We start from the raw sequence: 20,426 nt of genomic DNA, 5'->3' as shown, positions 1-20,426 counted from the left end.
GGTGGGTGCGGCGCGACAGTCCTGGCTGCTGTTCGCCGTACCCACGTCGCTCGTCGGGGTCGCGTGCGGTTGGGCGCTGGCGCAACCGGAAGACCCGTCGCCGTCGAGCGCTGTCCGGGCGCTGTGCCTGGTGCTCGGTTCGGTCGTCCTCGGACTCGCCGCGCTGGGCTGGTGCAGTCGGGCGGACAGCCGTCCCCTCTTGCGGGACCAACGGCTGTGGCGGTTGTCGACCGCGGTCGCCGGCGCGTGGATGCTCGCCGAGGCCGTGCTGCTGTCGATGACGGCGGCGGAGGCCGACGCCCTGGGGTTGTCCGAGCTGTCGGTCGGGCGGTTCGGTGCCTACGTGACCGAGATCAGTGCGGGACGCGTCGACCTCGCCGTTCTCGTGTGCACGGCCGCGGCCACCGTGTGGTCGGCGGTCGCGTTCCGTCGCAGCGACGCCCGGCTTCCCGTCCCGGTGCTGGTGCTCGCGGCACTGGCCCTGGTGGCCCGGCCGATCACCGGCCACATGTCGCAGCAGGTCCTCGGCTCGGTCCTCGACGTCGTCCACGCGCTGTCCGCCGCCGTGTGGTTCGGACTCCTCGCCGCGCTCGCCCTGATGCTCCGGTCGCGTGGGGACTGGTCGTCGTGGCTGCCGCGCTATTCCGTCGTCGCGTGGCGGTGCGTGTGGCTGCTGACCGCGACCGGTGTGATCGACGCCGCGGTCCGGCTGGGTGGGGTGACGCCCCTGTTCGACACCGGTTACGGCCGCATCGTGCTCGCCAAGGCGGTGGCGTTGGCGGCGCTTCTCGGGCTCGGCTGGTGGTGGCGGCGAACGTGGGTCGTCCAGGCCGCCGCGCACCGGATCACCGCGGAAGGGTCCCTGCGGCGCGCGATCGTCGAGGTGGTGGTGATGGCCGTTCCGTTCGGTCTCGCCGCCGCCTTGGCCACCACCGCCTGACCCGTGAGTACTTGTTAACCACGGGCGGTTAATAAGTACTCACGGGCGCGTCAGCGCACGAGGAGGAGCTTCCCGCGGCTGCCGCCCTTCTCGCCGGCGCGCTGCGCGTCGGCCGCTTCGGCCAGCGGGAACGTCCGGGCCGGCGGGAGGGCCAGCTTCCCGTCCACGACGAGGGCGCCCAGCCTGCGCAGTGTCTCCGCGCTGCGGTCGCCGGCGTTGCCGGACGAGAAGGTGATTCCCAGCCCGAACGCGGCACCGTCCGACAGCGTCACGATCCGGTCGGTGCCCCCGCGCAGTTCCATCGCCACCTCGAGTCCGCCGAAGCCGAGGTCGAGGACGGCGTCGACGCCGTTCGGGGCGAGTTCACGCACCCGGTCCGCCAGTCCCTCGCCGTACGTCGTGGGGGTCACGCCCAGCTCCCGCAGCGTGTCGTGGTGTTTCTCGCTCGCGGTGCCGATCACGGTGACTCCCGCGTCCAGCGCCAGTTGCGCCGCAATGGTTCCCACCGCACCCGACGCACCGTTCACCAGCAGCGTCTCACCGGACTTCAGCTTCAGGAGCCGGAGTCCCCGAGTGGCGGCCTCGCCGGCGACGGGAATGGTGGCGGCGTCCGTCCAGCTCAGCCCACTCGGCTTCGGCACGACTATCGAGGCGAGCGCGTATTCGGCGTAGCCGCCGGTGTCGGACCAGCCGAACACGTCGTCGCCCACCAGCACACCGGTCGCGTCCGGACCGACCGCGTCGACGACGCCGGCGACCTCGCTGCCCGGGATCTTCGGAAACTGCACCGACATCACCTCGGCCATCGATCCCGACCGCAGCTTCCAGTCGATCGGGTTGACGCCAGCGGCCCTGATGAGGAGGCGCACCTGGTTTCCGGTGGGCTCGGGTACCGGCACGTCGTGGATCTCGAGCACCTCGGGACCGCCGTAGGACGAGTAGGAGACTGCCTTCATGGTCTGGTTCGAATTCGTCATGCCCTCAATCTCGTCCTCGGCGGTCCGTCGCGCCAGGAGTTCGGTCGGACTTCGCTTCCCAGACCCTGTCAATTAGTTTAGCGCTAAGATATAGTGGCCGGAGCAGCCCCCCGAGAAAGCGAGCCTCCATGTCCCTCACCGAAGTCACCGCCCACCACCCCTACAGCCCGGCCGTGGTCGCGGGCGGACTGGCGTTCGTCTCCGGCGCACTGTCCGTCGACGCCGAGGGCACCGCCGTCCCGGGCCGCACCGAGGCGCTCGACGCCGCCGTCGACCGCATGGTCGATCGCCTCGCGACCGTCGGCGGGCAGCTGCAGGACGTCGTCAAGCTCACCTACTACGTCACCGACCTGTCGCTGCGCGAGGAGGCGAACCGCCAGTTCGAGCGCATCTTCGACGAGCCGCGTCCCGCACGCACGTTCCTCGAGGTGAGCAGCCTCCCCTACGGCGCCATCGCCGAGATCGACGCCGTCGCGGCGGTCGCGGGCCACTGACGGCACTGACGTCCGGCCGCGCCGCGGGTCCCCGTTTCGAGCAATCGACGGGGACCCGCGGAGCGTCGCCGTCACCTATGCTCGTTTCGATATCTTGGTACTAAACAGATGAGACCCTCGAGAATCCAGGAGGTGCGCCCGGTGACGCAACGCCCCGTTCCAGATCGCGATGCCGTCGACGACATCGTCGACCAGTGGGCCCACCAGTGGCCGGACCTGGATGTGAGTCCGCTGAAAGTGCTGGGCCGCCTGCACCGTTCGTATCTGCGGTACCAGTCGTCCCTCGCGGCGGTGTTCGAGGAGCATGGCATCAACATGGCGTCGTTCGACGTCATGGCCGCCCTCCGACGTTCGGGTCCGCCGTACCGGATGACGTCCGGACAGTTGGCGGAGTCCGCCCTCGTCACTACCGGGGGTGTGACACTGCGCGTCGACCGTCTCGAGAAGGCGGGACTCGTGCAGCGGGAGCGCGACGCCGAGGACCGCCGCATCGTGCACGCGCAACTCACCGACGAGGGCCTGCGGGTGATCGAGAAGGTCGCGGAGGCCCACTTCGCCAACGAGTCCCAGATCCTCAGCGGGATGTCGAAGGACGATCAGGCGGCGCTGGCCGAATTGCTCCGCAAGCTCGAGCACTCGATCGTCGAGAACCAGGCCCCCACCGCCTGAGCGGAAAACTCAGCTGGCCGTGCGGGCGGTCAGATCGGCGACCTCACCGAATCCGATGAATCGTTCGGAGGCCGCCGTCATCTCCACGATGAAGCGTCGCTGCTCGTCCGGCGACGCACCGACCAGGCGCGCCGCACCCGTCCACTGCGCCTCGGCCAGTTTGCGGGCGAGTTGGGCGGGTTCGGCGCACGGCGTCGCGATCCCGGCCTCGTTGAGCCGTTCGATGAACCGGATGTACCGGCCGAGAATCCGGTTGTGTGCCGCCTCGAGTTGTTCGCCGATCACGGGGTCGACGGCCGCGCGGTCCTCGACCATCGCGAACAGGCGGCCGCTGCTGTAGACGGTCTCGATGAACGCCGCGGTGGCGGCGCGCAGGACGCTGCGGGGGTCCGCGTCCGGCGGGACCGGGATGCGCTGAGCCTCGACGAACGTGTCGAACACTTCGGCTGCGACGGCACGGAAGGCGTCGTCGCGGGACGCGAACCGGGCGCGGAATTCGGCCTCGGACACTCCGGCAGCAGCGGCGATGACCGCCTCGGTGGTGCGCTCGTACCCCAGTTCGGCGAAGCACCGCCCCGCCGCTTCGACCAGCGCGAGCCGACCCCGATCGTCACCGTTCGTAAGCACCGCTCGCGCCTCCTCGCACCCGGCCGGCGCCCACGTGTCGGCCGTCACACATTCTTAGTTGACATTTCACTCGAGTCAACCCGCGCGACCCTACGCCTCCTGAAGCGCCTTCGCCTGGGCCTCGGCCTGCGCCCGGTAGAGCCTGCGGAGCCGGATGACGCCGAGGTCGTGCTGGTACAGGTTCTCCGCCTGGTCCGCGTCGAATGCCATCGCCTCGAGCATGGTGCGGTCCTGCTCGAGCACCACCCAGTGCCGTTCTTCGAGCTTGGTGCGGTACAGGAACCGCCAGACGTCGCGCTCCCAGCCCTCGACGCGGCGGTAGCGCCAGAAGAACACCGCGGTGGTCTCGGCGTCGATCGGAGTTCCCATGCCGACGATGCCGAACGACCCGCCCGGGCCCGCGGTCGGCGGGTACGGGATCTCGAGGTCCACCCAGTCGATGCCTGTCCGGCAGAATTCGACCCAGTCGAAGTTCACGCCGCGCTGGTCGGTCTTCTCGAAGAAGAATCCGCGGTCGGTTTCGCGGATCCGGAACTTCGCGGACGTCTCCCCGCCGAACATCGAGTGGGATTCGCGGTGCAGGAACGCCCCGTGCATCGGGTCGAGCAGGTTCTCCAGCGTGAACCGCCACGGCGCCTTCCACTCCGCGTAGCAGAGGAAGTGCGAGATGCCGTCGTCGGTGAGGCGCTCGGGCAGTTCGAGGGGTGCGGGTTCGGCGTCGGGGTCGGTGCCGAACCAGGCGAGCACGGCGCCGGCCACTTCCCGCACGGGGAGGCTGGTCACCAGCCGCTTGCCTTCGAGGTTGCAGCCGGGCATCCCGGGGACGGAGACGACGGTGCCGCCGCCGTCCACCTGCACACCGTGGTACTGGCAGGCGACGCGGTCGCCGAGGTGCTGCCCCTGCGACAGCGGAGCGCCGCGGTGCGGGCAGCGGTCGGCGAGCATGCGGAGGGTGCCGTCGGACTGACGGAACAGCAGCCAGTCCTCGCCGAGGCGGCGGATCTTCTTCATGTCTCCGCGCGCGACGAAGTCGGACGGGCACACCGCGTGCCACTGGTCGCGCATCCCGGTCGCGAAGATCTCGTCGCCGGTCAGTGCCGCCTTGTGCAGTCGGTTCACCATGGTCAGGCCCCCATCCGTCGGATCTCGTCCGTGAAAGTGTCGGTGGTCCAGGCGTCGCCGCCGGGACTGTGGATTCCGAGGGCGTTCAAACCCTTCACCAGGCCTTCGAGGTGGTGCACCCCGGTGCCGAAGACCTCTTCGATCGCACCGGCCAGTTTCCGTTCGTACGGGGTGGGCGCCTCGCCGGACTGGCGTGGTTGCAGATACAGGCTCATGGTTCTTCCCTTCTAGAGATCCAGCACGAGCTCGTCGGAGCGGGCGCGGGAAACGCAGATCATGATGGTGGTGCCGGACTCCTGCTCGGAGCTGGAGAGCAGGGAGTCGCGGTGGTCGGGGGTGCCGGCGAGGACGCGGGTTTCGCAGGTCCCGCAGATGCCTTCACGGCAGGAGTTGGGGACGTCGACGCCGGATTCCTCGAGGGTGTCGAGGATGGTCCGGTCGGGTGCGACGGTGGCGGAGATGCCGGATCGTTCGCAGATCACGCGGACGGGACGGTCGCCGGCGAGGGTGTCGGCGGGGATCTCCTTGGCCTTGAACCGTTCGAGCCGGATCGCGCCGTCCGGCCAGGAGCCGGCGTACCCCTCGACCGCGCCGAGCAGTCCCTCGGGGCCACAGGCGTAGACGAGGGTTTCCGCGCGGGCGGTGCCGAGGATGCCGTCGAGGTCGAGGATGCCGTCGGCCTCCTCGGTGACGACGTGGACGCGGTCGCCGTACGGGGACAGCTCGTCGAGGAACGCCATCGACGAGCGGGCACGGCCGCCGTAGTGGAGTTCCCATTCGGCACCGATGCGTTCGACCTCGCCGATCATCGCGAGGATCGGCGTGATGCCGATGCCGCCGGCGATGAACACATAGCGCGGCGACGGCAGGAGTTCGAAGTTGTTGCGAGGTGCGCTCACCGACAGACTGTCGCCGGGCCGCAGCGTCTCGTGGACGTGCCGGGAGCCGCCTCGGCCGGTCACCTCGTGGAGGATCGCGACGCGGTACCCGGTCTTGTCGTCGGGGTCTCCGCAGAGGGAGTACTGACGGATCGTCCCGCGGTTCAGGTGCAGGTCCAGGTGGGCGCCCGGCGTCCACCGGTCGACCGTGCCGCCGTCCTGCCGTTCGAGGCGGAGCGAGACGACGCCCGAGGACTCGACCCGCATCTGACGCACCATCATGGGGACGGTGTCTGCGTCTGTTGTCATCGCTCACTCCCAAGCTCGACCCGAAGGCATAGTTCCTTAGTGCTCAATAATTTAGCACTAAGATGTATTCTGCGCCACAGTCGAGGGGAAATTTCCGGGTCGGCTATTCGGCTTCGCGGTACCGCGCGGCCTCGGCCGCCATCCGCTCCTCGTACGCCTGCGCGAGATCCTGCAGACTCCGCACACAGTCACCGGTGAACACCGGCGCGTGCATCGGCGCCAGCAGCAGCGGTTCCAGATCGGCGAGCCCCCGGATCGTGGGCCCGAGCGCCGGCGTCAGGCACGTCGCGCTCCCCATGTCCTCGGCCGCGATGGCCGGGCCGACGATCTCTTCCTCGGTGGTCGTGGGGTGATGGCCGAACGCGGTGAACAGGTCGCCGCAGAACAGCGTCTGCGTCGTCTCCTCGAAGATCAGCCCGGCGTCCCACCCGTGCGGCACGTGCGGGGTATCGAGGTGACGGACTCGCCTGCTGCCCGTCTCCAGCACGTCGCCGTGTTGCAGGGGACGCGGCGCGCGATCGGCCAGGTCGTTGACCTGCACGAAGCAGCCCATCGCCCCGTGCGCGACCTCCGCGTTCGGCGCGGCCGCCAGCCACGAGTTCATCGCGCCGCACTCGTCGGCCTCGACGTGGCCGAACGTGATCCACCGCAGCCTGTCGAGGGGAATCAGCCGGCCGACCGCCTCGGACACGACCGGGAACAGCGCACGCTGACCGGCGTGGAACAGCAGCGGTTCCTCACCGTCGACGACGAACTGGTTCATGATCAGGTTCGGCTCGTCCAGATACGTGGACAGCCGGTAGATGTCGGGAGCGATCTCGGTAATCGTGGTGTCCATCCCTGGCTCCGATCACGTCGCGGTGTCGTGAGATCCAGCCTTCTCGGGACCGCGGCGGCGCGCAAGATCACGCGGGTACGGCGGCGATGCCTCGACATAGACGTCGACGCCACCGGACAACCCGTAGGTGTCCGGCGGCGTCGCGCCGATCATGCGTCCGTTCAGGCCGAGGCCAATTCCAACGGCACCTGCCAGGCGTCGTATTCGTAGACCCAGTCGCCGTTGCCCGCGACCTTCAGCCACTCGTTGGACCGGGAGCCCCGCTGGATGCGGGAGGTCCGCTGCAGTCGCGTGTCCTGGTAGGTCTGCAGGGCGACCGCGGGGTCGTCGAACAGACTCAGGCAGCGGGACAGGACGACGGCGTCTTCGATCGCCATGCCTGCGCCCTGCGCCATGAACGGCATCATCGGGTGCGCGGCGTCGCCGAGGAGCACGGAGCGGCCGTCGGTCCACGATGCCAGCGGGTCCCGAACGTAGAGAGCCGATTTCAGGACGTCGTCGCACGCGTCGAGCAGCGCCCGCGCCTCGGGGTGGAAGTCGCGGTACAGCTCCCGCAGTTCGGCGACGGAACCGGGTGTGGTCCACGATTCCTCGGTCCACTCCTCCTGGCCGCAGGTGGCGAAGACGAAGATGTCCTTGCCCTGGTTGAGGGGGAACGTCACGATCTGCGTCGCACTGTCAGGGCCCCACCACTTGGTGAAGCAGTCGAGGTTCGGCAGGTTGCCGACGCGTTCGGTGGGGACGACGGCGCGGAACGCCACGACTCCCGTGAATGTCGGCTGTTCCCGTCCGAGGAGCGCGGTCCGGACCGCGGAGTGGATGCCGTCGGCACCGACGATCACGTCCGCGGAAACCGCACTGCCGTCGGTGAACTCGATGCGCCCGTCCGCGACGCCGGCGACCCGGCGGCCCATTTCGACGGACCCCGACGGCAGCCGGTTCTCGAGCGCGGTCATCAGGTCGCCGCGGTGCATGGTCAACTGCGGTGCGCCGTACTGCTGTTCCGCGCAGTCGCCCATCGGCAGCCGGGACGTCTCGGCTCCCGTGTCCCACGTGCGGCTGATCCGGAACTGCGGCCGGGCGGCGGAGTCGCGGATCGCCGGCCCGACACCGAGACCGTCGAGCGCCCGGACCGCGTTGGGGGTGAGGTTGATGTCGGCGCCGACGCGGGCGAACTGCCTCGTCTGCTCGTAGACCGTGACGTCGAGGCCGAACTTGCGGAGGGCGATGGCCGTGGCGAGTCCGCCGATGCCGCCGCCGCAGACGGCGACCGTGGTCACTGTGCACCCTTTCCTGGCACCGTCACGGGCGGCGTGAACGGTGCCGGCATGTCGCCGTAGGCGTCGAGGTCGACCTCGACGATCACGGGGGCCTGCCGGGACACGGCGTCAGCGAGCACGCTGTGCGCCTCGGCCGCGCCGCCGATCCGCAGGTAGGGCACGCCGATCGACTGTGCCAGCAACGGGAAGTCAGGGGTGACGAGGTCGACGGCGTACGTGTCTTCGCCGCCGCCCTGCTGCATGTTTCGCAGCACACCGTACCCGCCGTCGTTGAACACGAGCAGCACCAGCCACGGCTTCTCCTGTGCCATGGTGAGGATCTCGCCGAAGTGGACGGCCAGGCCGCCGTCGCCGACGAGGGCCAGGGTGGGGCGGGTCTCGTCGGCCAGTGCGGAACCGATGGCCATGCCCAGGCCCTGCCCGATGCCGCCGCCGCGGGGGAAGACGTTGGACCTGGGGTCGAACATCGGCAGCAGCCGGTTACCCCAGGAACTGGACGCGATGGTGACGTCGCGGGCGATCACGGAGTCCTTCGGGAACGCGGCGCGGACGGCGTCGCACAGCACGGCGTGGTCGCCGAGTCCGGCGCGCTGCCGGGTGCGGACCAGTTCCCTTGTCGCCCGGCCACGCTCGGTCCACGACGCGTCGACCGGGGCCAGTTCGGACAGCGACCGCAGGAACGTCGCGATGTCGGCGGTCACCCCGGCCTGCGCCGGGTAGACCCGTCCGATCGCGGCGGCGTCGAGGTCGATCTGCACGTGCACGGCGGGGACGGGCATCGAGTAGTCGCCGGTCTCGTTGGACCGGAAGTGGGTGCCCAGCGACAGCAGCAGGTCGGCGTCGGCGAGGAGTTCGCGCCCAGCCGGGGTGTTGCCGTAGTTGCCGATGCACAGCGGGTGGTCCTCCGGCACGGCGCCGCGCCCGGAGTTGCTGGTGAGCAACGGGACTCCCCACTGCTCCACCAGTGCGGTCAGCTCGGCACCGGCCGTGGCGACGCCGCCGCCCGCCCAGATCACCGGGCGTTCCGCCGACCGCAGCAGCGCGAAGGCGACGGCCAAGTCGTCGACGTCCGGCGTGCGCAGCGGTTCGACGACCGGCTCGACCACGTCGATGACGTGCTCCGCGTACTGCAGGTCGATGGGCCATTCGATGCTCGACGGCCCGCCGGGCGCGGCGAGTGCGGCGGCGATGCCTTCCCGCAACACCTTTCCGGCGCTGTCCGTGTCGAGGATGGTGGCGGCGTGCTTCGACGTCGCCGTCAGCATCCCCAGCTGATCCTTTGTCTCGTGGATGAACCCGCGACCCGATCCCAGGTACCGGCTCTCGACGTTGCCCGTCACGTGCAGCACCGACGTTCCGGCGCTGAGCGATTCGATCAGCGACCCGGCCGCGTTACCGGCGCCCGTCCCGGTGCTCGTGAGCGCACAGCCCAGTCCCCCGGTCGCCCGGGCGTATCCGTCGGCGGCGCTGACCGCGGTGGCCTCGTGCCGGACCGGCACGAACCGCAGGTGCTTGGCGACCGCCTGCACGAGGGGCTGGTTGTGCACGCTCACGATGCCGAAGACGGTGTCGACACCGGCTTCGCGCAGCACCTGGACGAGCAGGTCGCCCCCGTTTCCTACCGACATGGTGTTCCTCTCAGACATAGCGCGCGACGCCTCCGCAGACGTCGAGGCTGGTGCCCGTCACGTAGGACGAGCGGGGGGACAGCAGGGTCACGATCATGGCGGCCACCTCGTCGGCGCGGCCGAACCGGCCGAGGCCGATCCCGCGGTCCTGGGCGATCTCCGCCTCCCATTCGGCGAAGGTGGCCTCGGTGCCGGATTCCTCGTAGCGGCGGCGCCACTGACCGGTGTCGACCAGGCCGAGCGACACCGAGTTGACGCGGATGCCGTCGGCCGCGAGTTCCAGCGACAGCGACTTGCTGAGGTTCAGCAGCCCGGCCCGGGCGGCGCTGGTGGTGACCAGCCGCGGCTCGGGCTGGCGCGCGAGGACCGCCGAGATGTTGACGATGGACGCGGCGTCGGACTTGCGCAGCGCCGGCAGCGCCGCGTCGACGGTGTTGAGGACGCTGGAGAACTTGAGGTCGAGTTCGTCGCGCCAGTCGTCGAGCGTCGCCTCGCCGCGCGGGACCATGCGGGACTTGCCTGCGTTGTTGACCAGACCGTCGAGGCCGCCGAATCGGGCGACACCGGCGTCGACCAGTGCGGCGACCGCGGCCGGATCCCGGACGTCGCAGGACGCGGTCAGGACGCGGTCGCTGCCGGGCAGCGGCGCGATCACGGAGTCGAGCCGGTCGCGGTCGCGGGCACAGGTGACGACGTTGGCACCCTCCTCGAGCAGCATCGCGACGGTGGCGAGCCCGACTCCCGAGCTTCCGCCGGTCACCAGGTGGGTGCGGTCTTTCAGTTGCAGGTCCACGACGTGGTCCCCTTCTCTAGTGCAGGACGAATCCGCCGTTGACGACGAGTTGCTGGCCGGTGATGTACGACGCCTCGGGTCCCATCAGGAACGCGACGGCGCCGACGAGATCCGACGGCTGCTGCGGCCGTTCGAGCGCGCGATTGAGGCGGTACAGCTCGTGCCGGTGCTCCGGAACCTTCTGCGCCGATTCGCTTTCGGTCAGACCGGGCGAGACGGTGTTGACGGTGATGCCGTGCGGGCCGAGGTCGCGGGACATGGCGCGGGTCAGCGCGGCCACCCCGCCCTTGGATGCGATGTAGTGCGCGAGTCGCGGCGAACCGTACAGGGCGGCGTCGGAGCCGATGGTGACGACTCGTCCGCCTCCGTTCCCGATGATGGAGGGAACGATCGCCCTGCTCACGAGGAACGTGCCGCGCAGATTCACGCCCAGCACACGGTCCCACTCGTCGATGTCGAGTTCGTGAATCGGTTTGCCGCCCACGCCGTCCGCGAGGGCCGCGTTGTTGACGAGGCCGTACAGCGGGCCACCCGAGGTGACGGTGGCCGCCATCGCGTCGACGGACTCCGCATCGCGGAGATCGACCCGCACGAACTGCGCCTTGACGCCGTCCGCGCGCAGGCTTTCCGCCGCGGCCTCGCCCCAGTCCTCGCGGATGTCGGCGAGCCACAGGGTGGCGCCGTCCTCGCCGAGCCGGCGGGCCAGGGCGAGGCCGAGACCCCGCCCCGCCCCGGTGACGAGGATGCTGCGGCCGTCGAGACTCACGGTCAGTCCCGCGTGACGCCGTGCATGGCCGACGTCTCGGGGTACGTCGGGATCTGCGGCTTCTGCGCGCCGATGATGACGCAGAACAGGGCGTCCTTGTCGCCGTTGTTCTTCAGGCTGCGGGGCACGCCGGCCGGGACGACGATCATGTCGCGGTAGCCGAGGGTGCGCTTCTCCACCTGGCCGTCGCGGTGGACGCCGACCTCCACCTCGCCCTCGAGGACGAAGAAGGCTTCCTCGGCGTCGTGGTGGGTGTGCTCCGGGCCCTCGGCGCCGGGGGGAAGCAGCATGTTGGAGAACGTGAATCCGCGCGATCCGATGGTGCGGTTGTCGTTCTCGTGGTTGCCGGTCGCGCCGGAGCCGACGTAGCGGATCTGCGCGCGCTTGAACTGGTCGCCGGCCTTGGCCTGGAAGCCCAGGGTGTCCCAGTCCTCGTGGCGGGAGCCACGGGTGAGGATCAGCGAGTCGGTGAATTCCTTCAGATCGGCGGTGCCGTATTCGAGTGTCATGTCGTGCTCCTTCTCTAGAGGTGGTTGCGTAGGCGTTCGGTGATGTGGATGAAGGATTCGACCCAGGCGTCGAAGGCGTCCGGCCGCTCCTGGTTCGCGAGGTGTCCGGCACCGCGGATGGTGACGAACACGGCGCCCGGAATTCCGCCTGCGAGAACCTGACTCGCGGGAACACCGGTCACCCCGTCCTCGTCGCCACTGAGGACGAGTGTCGGGACGTCGATCTTCGGCAGATCGGCCGTGTGATCGGCGGCCGCCATCGACTCCGCGGCGTACCCGTAGCCGGGCAGCCGGATCGACGACGCCATGATCGCCGTGGCCTTCGCGGTCAGTTCGTCGTCGGCGGTCCCGGACAGTAGCCGCGGGGCCCGTTCGGCGGCAAAGGCTTCCGCACCCTGCTGCTCGAGGGTCGCGGCCCGGGCACGCATCCGGTCGGCGGCTTCGCCGTCCGCTCCCGAGCCGACGGTGGAACTGCCGAGCAGCAGACTCCGCACGAGCCCGGGGTGGCGCAGCGCCAGCCGGGTGGCGATCACGCCGCCCCACGACATTCCGAGGACGTGCGCCCCCGCGTCCCCGCAGCGGTCGCGGATCACGTCGGCGGCGGCGTCGGCGTAGTCGTCGAGGTCGAACGGACGGCCGGGGTCTTCACTGCGGCCGTAGCCGGGAGCGTCCCAGGCCAGCAGTCGCAGCGACCCCGCGAGTTCGTCGAACTGCGGCGCGAAACTGTCCGCGCTGCCGCCAATCCCGTGCAGCATCAGCAGCGCGGGACCGGAGCCGGATTCGACGACGTGCGTCACGACGCCCGCCCGAGGTCGAACCGCTCGAACGCCCCGGGGTCGGGGACGCCGGCCATGTGGTCGCGGACCTGCGTGGACGGCGGGCCCGCGGTGCCCCACAGGTCGGAGAGCTCCGGAACCCGGCGCCACACCTTGCACAGCCACCGGTCCTCGTCGACCTGCGCGATGCCGGACGTGTACTCGCACACCAGCCCCGCCGGGTCGGCGAAGTAGGAGAACGTGTTGTCCCCGGGACCGTGCTTGCCCGGACCCCACAGCGGCACGGTGCCGTGGTGCCGCAACCGGCCGATGCCGCGCATGAAGTGGTCCACGGTGGGCATCTCGTAGGCGACGTGGTTCACCGACGTCCACTCGGCCTGGTTGAACGCGATGCTGTGATGGTCGGTGTTGCAACGCAGGAACGCCATCTGGTGCTCGGACCAGTCGGAGACCCGCATGCCCAGGATGTCGCAGTAGAACTTCACCGCGGCGTCGATGTCGACGGTGTTGAGGACGACGTGCGTGACACCCACGGGGACGGCGTCGTCGCGGCCGAGCCTGGGGACCGCGAGCGCGTCGGCGAGCAGTTCGACGACGCGCCCCTCGGGGTCGACCAGGCTCACGCCGTAGCCGCCGCCGAGGTCGTCGACCGGCCCCGGGCCGCTGACGATCGGGACACCGCGCAGTTCGAGCCTGCGGGCGGCCTCGTCGACCTCGGCGGGTGTGGCGACGGCGAACGTGATGCGGCCGAGTCCGTTCCGTTCGGCCTGCGTGAGTTGCAGCGTGTGGTGGTGCTCACCGGTCCCCCGCAGCCAGGCACCGTTCGTGCCCTGTTCGACCACGCGCAGTCCCCACACCTCCGAGTAGAAATCGGTGGATTCGAGGCTGGCCTGTGTGCGCAGTTCGACGGAGCGCAGGCACCGCAGCCGGGCTATGGGTTGGTTCATCGCAAGCCTCCAGTTGCTTAGGTCTCAATATCTTAGCGCTAAAGTAATAGGTCGTACAGAGGTGACGGGAATTTCTTTCTGCCCGACCTATCCCACGAGCGGGTCGCTCAATTTGCCCACGAGCGGGTCGCTCAATTTGCCCAGGGGTTGGGTTCCTCGTCGAGGCCCCAGTAGATGCTCTTCTGCCTCGAGTAGGCGGCGATGCCACTGCGCCCCTTCTCCACCCCGAGTCCGCTTTCCTTGACGCCGCCGAACGGCGTGGAGATGCTGAACTGCTTGTAGGTGTTGATCCACACGGTGCCGGCCTGGAGTCGGCGGGCGAGTTTCCAGGCGCGGCGGTAGTCGCCGGTCCAGATTCCGGATGCCAGGCCGAACACCGAATCATTGGCCTGCGCAACGAGGTCCGCTTCGCCGTCGAACGGCAGGACCACCAGGACGGGTCCGAAGATCTCCTCCTGACAGGTGCGCGAATTGTTGGGCAGCCCGTCGATGATCGTCGGCAGGTAGTACGCGCCGTCGCGCAGTCGCTCGTCGTCGGGGATCGCCCCGCCGCACAGCACTCGGCCGCCTTCTTCGCGAGCGAGGTCCACGTAGGCGGCGACGCTGTCGCGGTGCTTGCGGTGGACCATCGGCCCGACCTGGGTGTCGGGGTCGCGGCCGGGTCCGAGGCGGAGCCGGGTCGTCTTGGCCACCAGTTTCTCGACGAACTTTTCGTAGATGCGGCGGTCGACGAACAGGCGGGATCCGGCGATGCAGCTCTGCCCGGTGGACGAGAAGATTCCGTACATCACGCCGTTGACGGCGGCGTCGAGGTCGGCGTCGTCGAGGACGATCGTCGGCGACTTGCCGCCGAGTTCCAGCGACACGGGCATCAGTTTGTCGGCTGCCGCGTGCGCGATGGAGCGTCCGGTGTTGGTGCCGCCGGTGAACGTCACCTTCCCGACGCCGGGGTGGGTGACGATGGCGTCGCCGACCACCGAGCCCTTGCCGGGGAGCACCGACAGCAGCCCGGCAGGCAGTTGTGTTTGGTCGATCAGCCGCGCCAGTTCGAGGGACACCAGCGGCGTCCACTCGGCGGGTTTGAGGACGACGGCGTTGCCGGCCGCCAGGGCGGGGGCGATCTTCTGCGCGTCGCTGGCCACCGGCGAGTTCCACGGCGCGATGGCGCCGACCACGCCGATGGGTTCGAGAACGCTCATCGTGAGGAAGTTGCCGCGCGGGGCGGTGAGGTCGTCGTCGGCGGTTTCGAGGACGGCGGCGAAGTAGCGGAACGTGCCCGCCGCGCTGCCGACGAGTGCCGTGGTCTCGGCGACCGTCTTGCCGGTGTTGTAGCTCTGCAGCAGTGCCAGCCGGGACGTGTTCGCCTCGATGGCGTCGGCGATGCGGTGCAGGTACTTGGCCCGCTGGTGCGGGAGCAGCGCGCGCCACGCCGGGTCGTCGGCGGCGGCGCGGCCCTTCCGAACCGCCTCGTCGGCGTCGTCGGCGGTGGCCTGGTGGATCACCTGGAGGGTGTCGCCGTTCGATGGGTCCGTGACCGCGAAGGCGGGGCCGCTCGCCTGCCGCCACTGCCCGGCGACGAGGATCCGGTCGGCGACCGGGACGAACGGCAGTGTCTGTGGTGCGGTGTCGAGGATGGTCACTGGGAGATCTCCTCGAGGGTCTTTTCGCGGGTTTCGACGGCGAAGAAGCCGACCACGAGGGCACCGATCAGCGCGACCGCGGAGAACATTCCGAAGACGACGGTGAGCGTGCCGCCCCCGTCCAGGATGGCGCCGACGGCGAGGGGGCCGACGATGATGCCGAGGCGTCCGCTCGCTCCGCCGATCGCGCAGCCGATGGCGCGCATCCGGGTGGGGTACAGCTCTGCGGTGTAGACGTAGAGCGCCATGTTGACGGCGAAGACGAACAGGGCGGATCCGGCCGACCAGAACAGGACCTTCGTCGCGGTGTCGGCGCCGGTGGCGGCGAGCAGGAAGAGCAGCGACGAGCACAGGACCATCGACGCGGTGATGCAGATGCGGCGTCCGAGGTTGTCGATGAGGAACGCGACGAGGATGCAGCCGAGCAGACCGGCGACGCTGGTGACGATGCTGTAGTGCAGGGCGGTGTCGACGCTGACATTGAATGCGGACCGGTAGAGCGTCGGCAGCCAGGACGCGATGCCGTAGTTGACGAAGTAGGCGCAGCCCCAGATCGCGGCGAGCATCAGCGTGCGGCGCAGGTAGACGCCCCGGAACGCCTCCGCGAAGGTTCCGCGGCGCACGTCGACGGTGACGGAAGGCAACGGCTGCGGAGCCGGGAGCGTCTTGCCGTACTTCTCGGTGATCTCGTTCTCGATGCGGGTCATGGCGTTGTGCGCGTCTTCGTGGCGGCCGCGGGACGCGAGCCAGCGCGGCGACTCGGGAAGCTTCCACAACATCGGCAGCAGCAGGACGGGCAGCGCACCGAGCGCGAAGAGGATCTTGTAGCCGTAGTTCGGGACCACCCACGCCGACACGATCGCCGACATCACGAGTCCGACGGGGAAGATCACCTCGTAGAGCAGCACGAATCGTCCACGCTTGTGGGCTTTGGTGATCTCGCCGATGTAGCTCGCCGCCACCGGGACCTCGGCGCCGAGGCCGATGCCCTGCACGAATCGGAAGATGAGGAAGAGCTCCAGGGAGTCGGTGAACGCCATGCCCAGGCTCATTACCGCATAGAGCGCGAGCGAGAAGATGATGACGTTGAGCCGGCCGACGCGGTCGGCGAACCAGCCGCCGGCGAGCGCGCCGACGAGCATGCCGATGCCGCCGATGGCGATTACCCAGGCGATGTCGCCGGGGGTCAGGCCCCACTTGGGAATGAGGACGGGGAGCGAGTACGCGATCATCAACTGGTCGAAGCCGTCGAAGAACGTGACGGCGCCGACGATGACGCGGGCCTTGATGTGCCACCTGCTCATCGGCAGGCGTTCGAGTCGGGCGCTGATCATCTCAGCTGTGGCAGCCATGGCGGGCGATACCGTCGTCATGAGCATCCTCAGGGTCGGGTCGAGGCATTTACTTAAGCCCTCAAAGGCTTACCGCTAAGATGTAATCTCACGCACATGAGAAACGTCAACCCTTGACTTTGAAAGAAACATATTGTTCACACCTGTGAGTACTTGTTAACCGCCCGTGGTTAACAAGTACTCACAGGTGAGTGAGCCGTCGACCACGCGGTGGACTGCATCCATTCTGCACAGGTGCGTGCGGTCGTGTGTCACCAGCAGCGTCGCGACCTCACGTTCTCGCACGACACCGAGGATCAGATCCATGATCGCGGCGCCCCGTTCCTGGTCGAGCGCGCTGGTCGGCTCGTCGACGACCAGCAGCGACGGATCGTTCATCAGCGCCCGGGCGAGGTTGACCCGCTGCCGCTGCCCACCCGACAACTGCGCCGGCCGTTTTCCGGCGTGACCTGCGAGGCCGACGGCGTCGAGCAGGTCGCGAGCCTTCGCGCGCCCCGCCCGCCGCGGCACGAACCACCGCTGCCCGAGATGCGCCATCGCCTCGAGTTGTTCGAGGGCCGTCAGCGACGACACCAGGTTGGACTGCTGGAACACGATGCCGATCCGGTCGCGGCGCAGCGTGGACGCCTCGCGCCGGCTGAGCGCGGTGAGTTCGGTGTCGCCCAACCGGACGGAGCCAGAGTCGGGCCGGATCAGTGTCGACGCCACCGCGAGGAGCGTCGACTTTCCGGAACCGGACGGACCGGTGATCGCGGCGATCTCACCCCGGCCGAGGGTCAGCGACACGGAGTCGAGGGCGGTGACGCGTCCGGCGCCGTCCGGGTAGGTGAGGGTGACGTCGTCGAGCGTGAGGGCGGGTGTGGTCATCGTGTGCTCCCGAGTGCGGTGAGGGGGTCGGTGGTGAAGAGGAAGCGGAGCGCGAAGGCGGCGCCGAGGAGGCCGAGCCCGACGAGTGCGGTGGCGGGCAGGAGAGTGGTGGAGATGTCCAGCACGAACGGCACCGCGTCGCCGATCATCGCCCCGGCGACGGCCGCCATCCCGACACCGGCACCCACGCCGGCGAGCAGAACGACGAGCGCCTGCCCGAGCGCGTCCCGCACGAGCGACCCGGTGGACGCTCCGAGCGCCTTCAGCGTCGCGACGTCGGGGGTGCGCTGGAGTGTCCAGACCGTGAAGAACGCGCCGATGACCAGCGCGGAGATCGCGAACAGCATCACCGTCATCAACGTCAGCGACCCGTTCTCGGAGGTGTAGGAGCCGACGGCGGAGAAGGAGTCGGCCACGGTTCGGGAGGTCGTCCCCGCGAGGGAGTTCGTGGCGTCGTCCCCGCCAGACACCGCGAGCACCGTCGCCGCGCCCCCGCGCGGGTTCGCGTGCTGCCAGTCGGCGAGCGTCATCCACACGGCCGGGCTGTGGCCGTACCAGTCGTCGCCGCGGACCGCGGCGACGGTGAACGCCTGGCCGGCGATCGTCACCGTGTCGCCGGCGGATACCCCGAGCGACCGCGCCGCGCCGTCCCCGACGATCACGGTTCCCGGCGCGGACGGTGCGCGGTCGCCCACACCGCCGTCCGCGCCGACGAGCGCCACCCCCTTCGTCGCACCTCCAGCTGCCGACGCCGAGCCTCGTCCCACCCCGATCGGGTGCACCGAGTCGGCACTCCGCCGCCAGACGGCCACCTGCTCGGACGTCAGCGCGGACTCGTCGAACGACGGACCGTCGTCGGAGGCCGCGAAGACCACCGACTGGGCGTCGATACGTTCCACGACGGACACGTTCTGGTGGCGCAATCCGGCCGTGAGACCGCTGAGAAACGTGACGAGCAGCGCAATCAGCACCACGACGACGGATATCAGCGCGAAGCGACCACGCGCGGCACGCAGGTCTCTCGATGCGACGAACACAGATGGTCCTCTCCAGATCACGACCGGCGCCGCAGTCGATGTGGGCCGGGGCGGCGCTCACGGCCTCCGAACTCACCGTGCCCCCGGCACGGCACGGTTCCATCGCACGTGGGATGGAATTCTCGGCGGTCGAAGGTCGGGTGCGGGTTCCGACTTTCGATGGATGCCGGGTGCGCTCACGTCGATAAGCTGGACGGGGTGCACCGCTCCCCTCTCACTCCCGTGTTCGCGGGACTCCAACTCGGGCTGCATGCGCTGACCGCGGCGCTCACTGCAGTCGTGATCTTGCGTGCCGTCCTACTGGACGCGCCGAACGCGCCGGCGATCGTGGTGCTGTCGGTGGCGTTTCTCGCGGTGTACGCGGCGGGGGCGACGCGACGTCTGCGCGGGGGGTGGTGGCTCGCAGCGCTGACGGCACTGTGGGTGGCCCTGATGGTCCTCGCCCCCGACGCCGCCTATCTTGCGTTCGGACTGTTCTTCCTGTACCTGCATCTGCTGCCGCGACGATGGGGAGTCCTGGCGGTCGCAGCCGCGACCGTCGTGGCGGTGGCAGGCACCGGAATGCACCGCGGCTGGAGCGTCGCGGGTGTCGTCGGTCCGGTGATCGGTGCGTGCGTCGCGGTGGCGATCGGCCTCGGCTACCGGGCGTTGTACCGGGAGGCCGTCGAACGCGATCGCCTCATCGACGAATTGACCCGGACCCGAGCCGAACTCGCCGAGCAGGAACGTGCCGCCGGTTCCCTGGCCGAGCGTGAGCGGCTCGCACGCGAGATCCACGACACCGTCGCGCAGGATCTGTCGAGCATCCAGATGCTGCTCCACGCCGCGGAACGCGCGGACCCCGGCCACCCCGCCCGGGACCGTATCCGGTTGGCGCGGGAGACCGCCGCCGACAGCCTCGCCGAAACCCGTCAGCTCATCGGCGATCTCACACCCGCCGTCCTCGACGGGCAGTCGCTCGCGGACGCGCTCGCGCGGATCTGCACGCAGGCGAGGAGTGACACCTTCGACACCATTGCCGTCGTCGTGGGGGATCCGGTGCGGTTGCCGATGCCCGTCGAGGCGGCGTTGGTGCGGATCGCGCAGGGTGCGGTGTCGAACGTGGTCCGGCACGCACAGTCGTCCCGGATGGCGGTCACTCTCACCTACTACGAGGATGCGGTCCGGTTGGACGTCGTCGACGACGGCATCGGCTTCGATGTCGCACTTCTCGACCGTGAACCGTCGAAAGCGTTCGGGCTGAATTCGATTCGCCGTCGCGTCGAGCTGCTCGACGGGTCGATGTCGGTGGAGTCGGAACCGGGACTGACCGCGGTCGCGGTGTCGTTCCCGCTCGAGGCCGGCGCATGATCCGACTGCTGCTCGCCGACGACCACGCGATCGTGCGCGCGGGCCTGCGCGCCCTGCTCGAGCACGAGGACGACATCGAGGTGGTCGGCGAGGCGGCCACCGCCGACGCCGCCGTGGCGTTGTGCGCGACGACCCCGGTCGACCTCGTCCTCATGGACCTCCGGTTCGGCGCCGGCACGTCGGGGGTGGACGCCACCCGGAACCTGCGGTCCCTGCCGAATCCGCCGCACGTACTGGTCGTCACGAACTACGACACGGATGCGGACATCCTCGACGCGATCGCCGCCGGCGCCGCCGGGTATCTCCTGAAGGACACTCCCCCACCCGAACTCCTCGCCGCCGTCCGGGCCGCGTCGGCCGGCGACAGCGTGCTCTCCCCGGCCGTGGCGTCGAAACTGATGACACGCGTCCGCCGACCGGCCACCAGCCTCAGCCCGCGGGAGATCCAGGTGCTGACGTTGGTGGCCGCGGGGCGATCCAATCGGGAGGTCGGGAAGGAACTGTTTCTCTCCGAGACGACCGTGAAGTCCCATCTCGTTCACATCTTCGGCAAACTGGGCGTCAAGTCTCGGACCTCCGCAATCGCCCGCGCCCGCGAGCTCGGCACCATCCCCAGGTGAGCGGCAA

General features: G+C 69.4%; 23 protein-coding genes. 5 read left to right on the top strand and 18 right to left on the bottom strand.

Annotated features, from left to right (window positions below):
* Position 1: 1 nt before the first annotated feature.
* Positions 2–940 carry a CopD family protein gene (locus CJ179_RS21015; protein ID WP_072938754.1) on the top strand — a complete coding sequence of 313 codons (939 nt, stop codon included), beginning with the start codon at positions 2–4 and terminating at the stop codon, positions 938–940.
* A 50-nt stretch (positions 941–990) separates the two neighbouring features.
* On the opposite strand, the gene CJ179_RS21010 is transcribed toward CJ179_RS21015, so the two are convergent.
* A complete protein-coding gene (locus CJ179_RS21010; RefSeq protein ID WP_095862792.1) occupies positions 991–1,917 on the bottom strand; it encodes an NADP-dependent oxidoreductase in 927 nt (308 codons plus the stop codon).
* A 128-nt stretch (positions 1,918–2,045) separates the two neighbouring features.
* Between CJ179_RS21010 and CJ179_RS21005 the strand changes: the two genes are divergently transcribed.
* Positions 2,046–2,411 (top strand): RidA family protein, encoded by a 366-nt coding sequence (locus CJ179_RS21005; protein ID WP_072949157.1) that lies wholly within the window; start codon positions 2,046–2,048, stop codon positions 2,409–2,411.
* 108 nt (positions 2,412–2,519) lie between these two features.
* The gene (locus CJ179_RS21000) at positions 2,520–3,080 is read left to right on the top strand and encodes a MarR family winged helix-turn-helix transcriptional regulator (protein WP_174705575.1); all 561 of its coding nucleotides are present in this window, start codon (positions 2,520–2,522) and stop codon (positions 3,078–3,080) included.
* A 9-nt stretch (positions 3,081–3,089) separates the two neighbouring features.
* Here the strand turns inward: CJ179_RS21000 and CJ179_RS20995 are convergent, their stop codons facing one another.
* The 17 genes from CJ179_RS20995 to CJ179_RS20920 form a co-directional block, all read right to left on the bottom strand.
* Positions 3,090–3,707, bottom strand: a complete 618-nt coding sequence (locus CJ179_RS20995) for a TetR/AcrR family transcriptional regulator (protein ID WP_095863569.1) — start codon at positions 3,705–3,707, stop codon at positions 3,090–3,092.
* 90 nt (positions 3,708–3,797) lie between these two features.
* Positions 3,798–4,829: an aromatic ring-hydroxylating dioxygenase subunit alpha gene (locus CJ179_RS20990; RefSeq protein ID WP_072949159.1), complete on the bottom strand. Its 1,032-nt coding sequence runs from the start codon at positions 4,827–4,829 to the stop codon at positions 3,798–3,800.
* Positions 4,830–4,831: 2 nt separating this feature from the next.
* Positions 4,832–5,044 (bottom strand): recombinase-like helix-turn-helix domain-containing protein, encoded by a 213-nt coding sequence (locus CJ179_RS20985; protein WP_095862791.1) that lies wholly within the window; start codon positions 5,042–5,044, stop codon positions 4,832–4,834.
* A 12-nt stretch (positions 5,045–5,056) separates the two neighbouring features.
* Positions 5,057–6,016, bottom strand: a complete 960-nt coding sequence (locus CJ179_RS20980) for a PDR/VanB family oxidoreductase (protein WP_179377626.1) — start codon at positions 6,014–6,016, stop codon at positions 5,057–5,059.
* A 103-nt stretch (positions 6,017–6,119) separates the two neighbouring features.
* A complete protein-coding gene (locus CJ179_RS20975) occupies positions 6,120–6,854 on the bottom strand; it encodes an MBL fold metallo-hydrolase (RefSeq protein ID WP_072949163.1) in 735 nt (244 codons plus the stop codon).
* Between the two features lie 12 nt (positions 6,855–6,866).
* Positions 6,867–7,007: a hypothetical protein gene (locus CJ179_RS51395; protein WP_167372184.1), complete on the bottom strand. Its 141-nt coding sequence runs from the start codon at positions 7,005–7,007 to the stop codon at positions 6,867–6,869.
* A gap of 8 nt (positions 7,008–7,015) precedes the next feature.
* Positions 7,016–8,134 (bottom strand): FAD-dependent monooxygenase, encoded by a 1,119-nt coding sequence (locus CJ179_RS20970; RefSeq protein WP_095862790.1) that lies wholly within the window; start codon positions 8,132–8,134, stop codon positions 7,016–7,018.
* Entirely contained in the window at positions 8,131–9,780 is a 1,650-nt protein-coding gene (locus CJ179_RS20965) for a thiamine pyrophosphate-binding protein (RefSeq protein ID WP_095862789.1), read from the bottom strand. The genes CJ179_RS20970 and CJ179_RS20965 overlap by 4 nt, the downstream gene beginning before the upstream one ends.
* The gene (locus tag CJ179_RS20960; RefSeq protein ID WP_095862788.1) at positions 9,773–10,555 is read right to left on the bottom strand and encodes an SDR family oxidoreductase; all 783 of its coding nucleotides are present in this window, start codon (positions 10,553–10,555) and stop codon (positions 9,773–9,775) included. The genes CJ179_RS20965 and CJ179_RS20960 overlap by 8 nt, the downstream gene beginning before the upstream one ends.
* A gap of 16 nt (positions 10,556–10,571) precedes the next feature.
* The gene (locus tag CJ179_RS20955) at positions 10,572–11,321 is read right to left on the bottom strand and encodes a 3-oxoacyl-ACP reductase family protein (protein WP_072949169.1); all 750 of its coding nucleotides are present in this window, start codon (positions 11,319–11,321) and stop codon (positions 10,572–10,574) included.
* Between the two features lie 2 nt (positions 11,322–11,323).
* A complete protein-coding gene (locus CJ179_RS20950; protein ID WP_072949171.1) occupies positions 11,324–11,830 on the bottom strand; it encodes a cupin domain-containing protein in 507 nt (168 codons plus the stop codon).
* 14 nt (positions 11,831–11,844) lie between these two features.
* On the bottom strand, positions 11,845–12,627 hold the full coding sequence (locus CJ179_RS20945; protein ID WP_072949173.1) for an alpha/beta fold hydrolase: 783 nt from the start codon (positions 12,625–12,627) through the stop codon (positions 11,845–11,847).
* Positions 12,624–13,553 carry a VOC family protein gene (locus tag CJ179_RS20940; protein WP_095862787.1) on the bottom strand — a complete coding sequence of 310 codons (930 nt, stop codon included), beginning with the start codon at positions 13,551–13,553 and terminating at the stop codon, positions 12,624–12,626. The genes CJ179_RS20945 and CJ179_RS20940 overlap by 4 nt, the downstream gene beginning before the upstream one ends.
* A 131-nt stretch (positions 13,554–13,684) precedes the next feature.
* Positions 13,685–15,193, bottom strand: a complete 1,509-nt coding sequence (locus tag CJ179_RS20935) for an aldehyde dehydrogenase (RefSeq protein ID WP_072949177.1) — start codon at positions 15,191–15,193, stop codon at positions 13,685–13,687.
* Positions 15,190–16,572 carry an MFS transporter gene (locus tag CJ179_RS20930; protein WP_072949179.1) on the bottom strand — a complete coding sequence of 461 codons (1,383 nt, stop codon included), beginning with the start codon at positions 16,570–16,572 and terminating at the stop codon, positions 15,190–15,192. The genes CJ179_RS20935 and CJ179_RS20930 overlap by 4 nt, the downstream gene beginning before the upstream one ends.
* A 129-nt stretch (positions 16,573–16,701) precedes the next feature.
* Positions 16,702–17,412 (bottom strand): ABC transporter ATP-binding protein, encoded by a 711-nt coding sequence (locus CJ179_RS20925; protein WP_095862786.1) that lies wholly within the window; start codon positions 17,410–17,412, stop codon positions 16,702–16,704.
* On the bottom strand, positions 17,409–18,449 hold the full coding sequence (locus tag CJ179_RS20920; protein WP_095862785.1) for an ABC transporter permease: 1,041 nt from the start codon (positions 18,447–18,449) through the stop codon (positions 17,409–17,411). The genes CJ179_RS20925 and CJ179_RS20920 overlap by 4 nt, the downstream gene beginning before the upstream one ends.
* 159 nt (positions 18,450–18,608) lie before the next feature.
* On the opposite strand from CJ179_RS20920, the gene CJ179_RS20915 reads away from it, so the two are divergent.
* Both CJ179_RS20915 and CJ179_RS20910 read left to right on the top strand, forming a co-directional pair.
* The gene (locus CJ179_RS20915; protein WP_095862784.1) at positions 18,609–19,799 is read left to right on the top strand and encodes a sensor histidine kinase; all 1,191 of its coding nucleotides are present in this window, start codon (positions 18,609–18,611) and stop codon (positions 19,797–19,799) included.
* The gene (locus tag CJ179_RS20910) at positions 19,796–20,419 is read left to right on the top strand and encodes a response regulator transcription factor (protein ID WP_095862783.1); all 624 of its coding nucleotides are present in this window, start codon (positions 19,796–19,798) and stop codon (positions 20,417–20,419) included. The genes CJ179_RS20915 and CJ179_RS20910 overlap by 4 nt, the downstream gene beginning before the upstream one ends.
* Positions 20,420–20,426 lie beyond the last annotated feature (7 nt).

It is taken from the genome of Rhodococcus sp. ACS1, assembly GCF_002300155.1.
GTDB classification, from domain to species: Bacteria; Actinomycetota; Actinomycetes; order Mycobacteriales; family Mycobacteriaceae; genus Rhodococcus_F; species Rhodococcus_F koreensis.
Note: the sequence above shows the minus strand (reverse complement) of the source record. Positions and strands in the feature narration are given on the sequence as shown.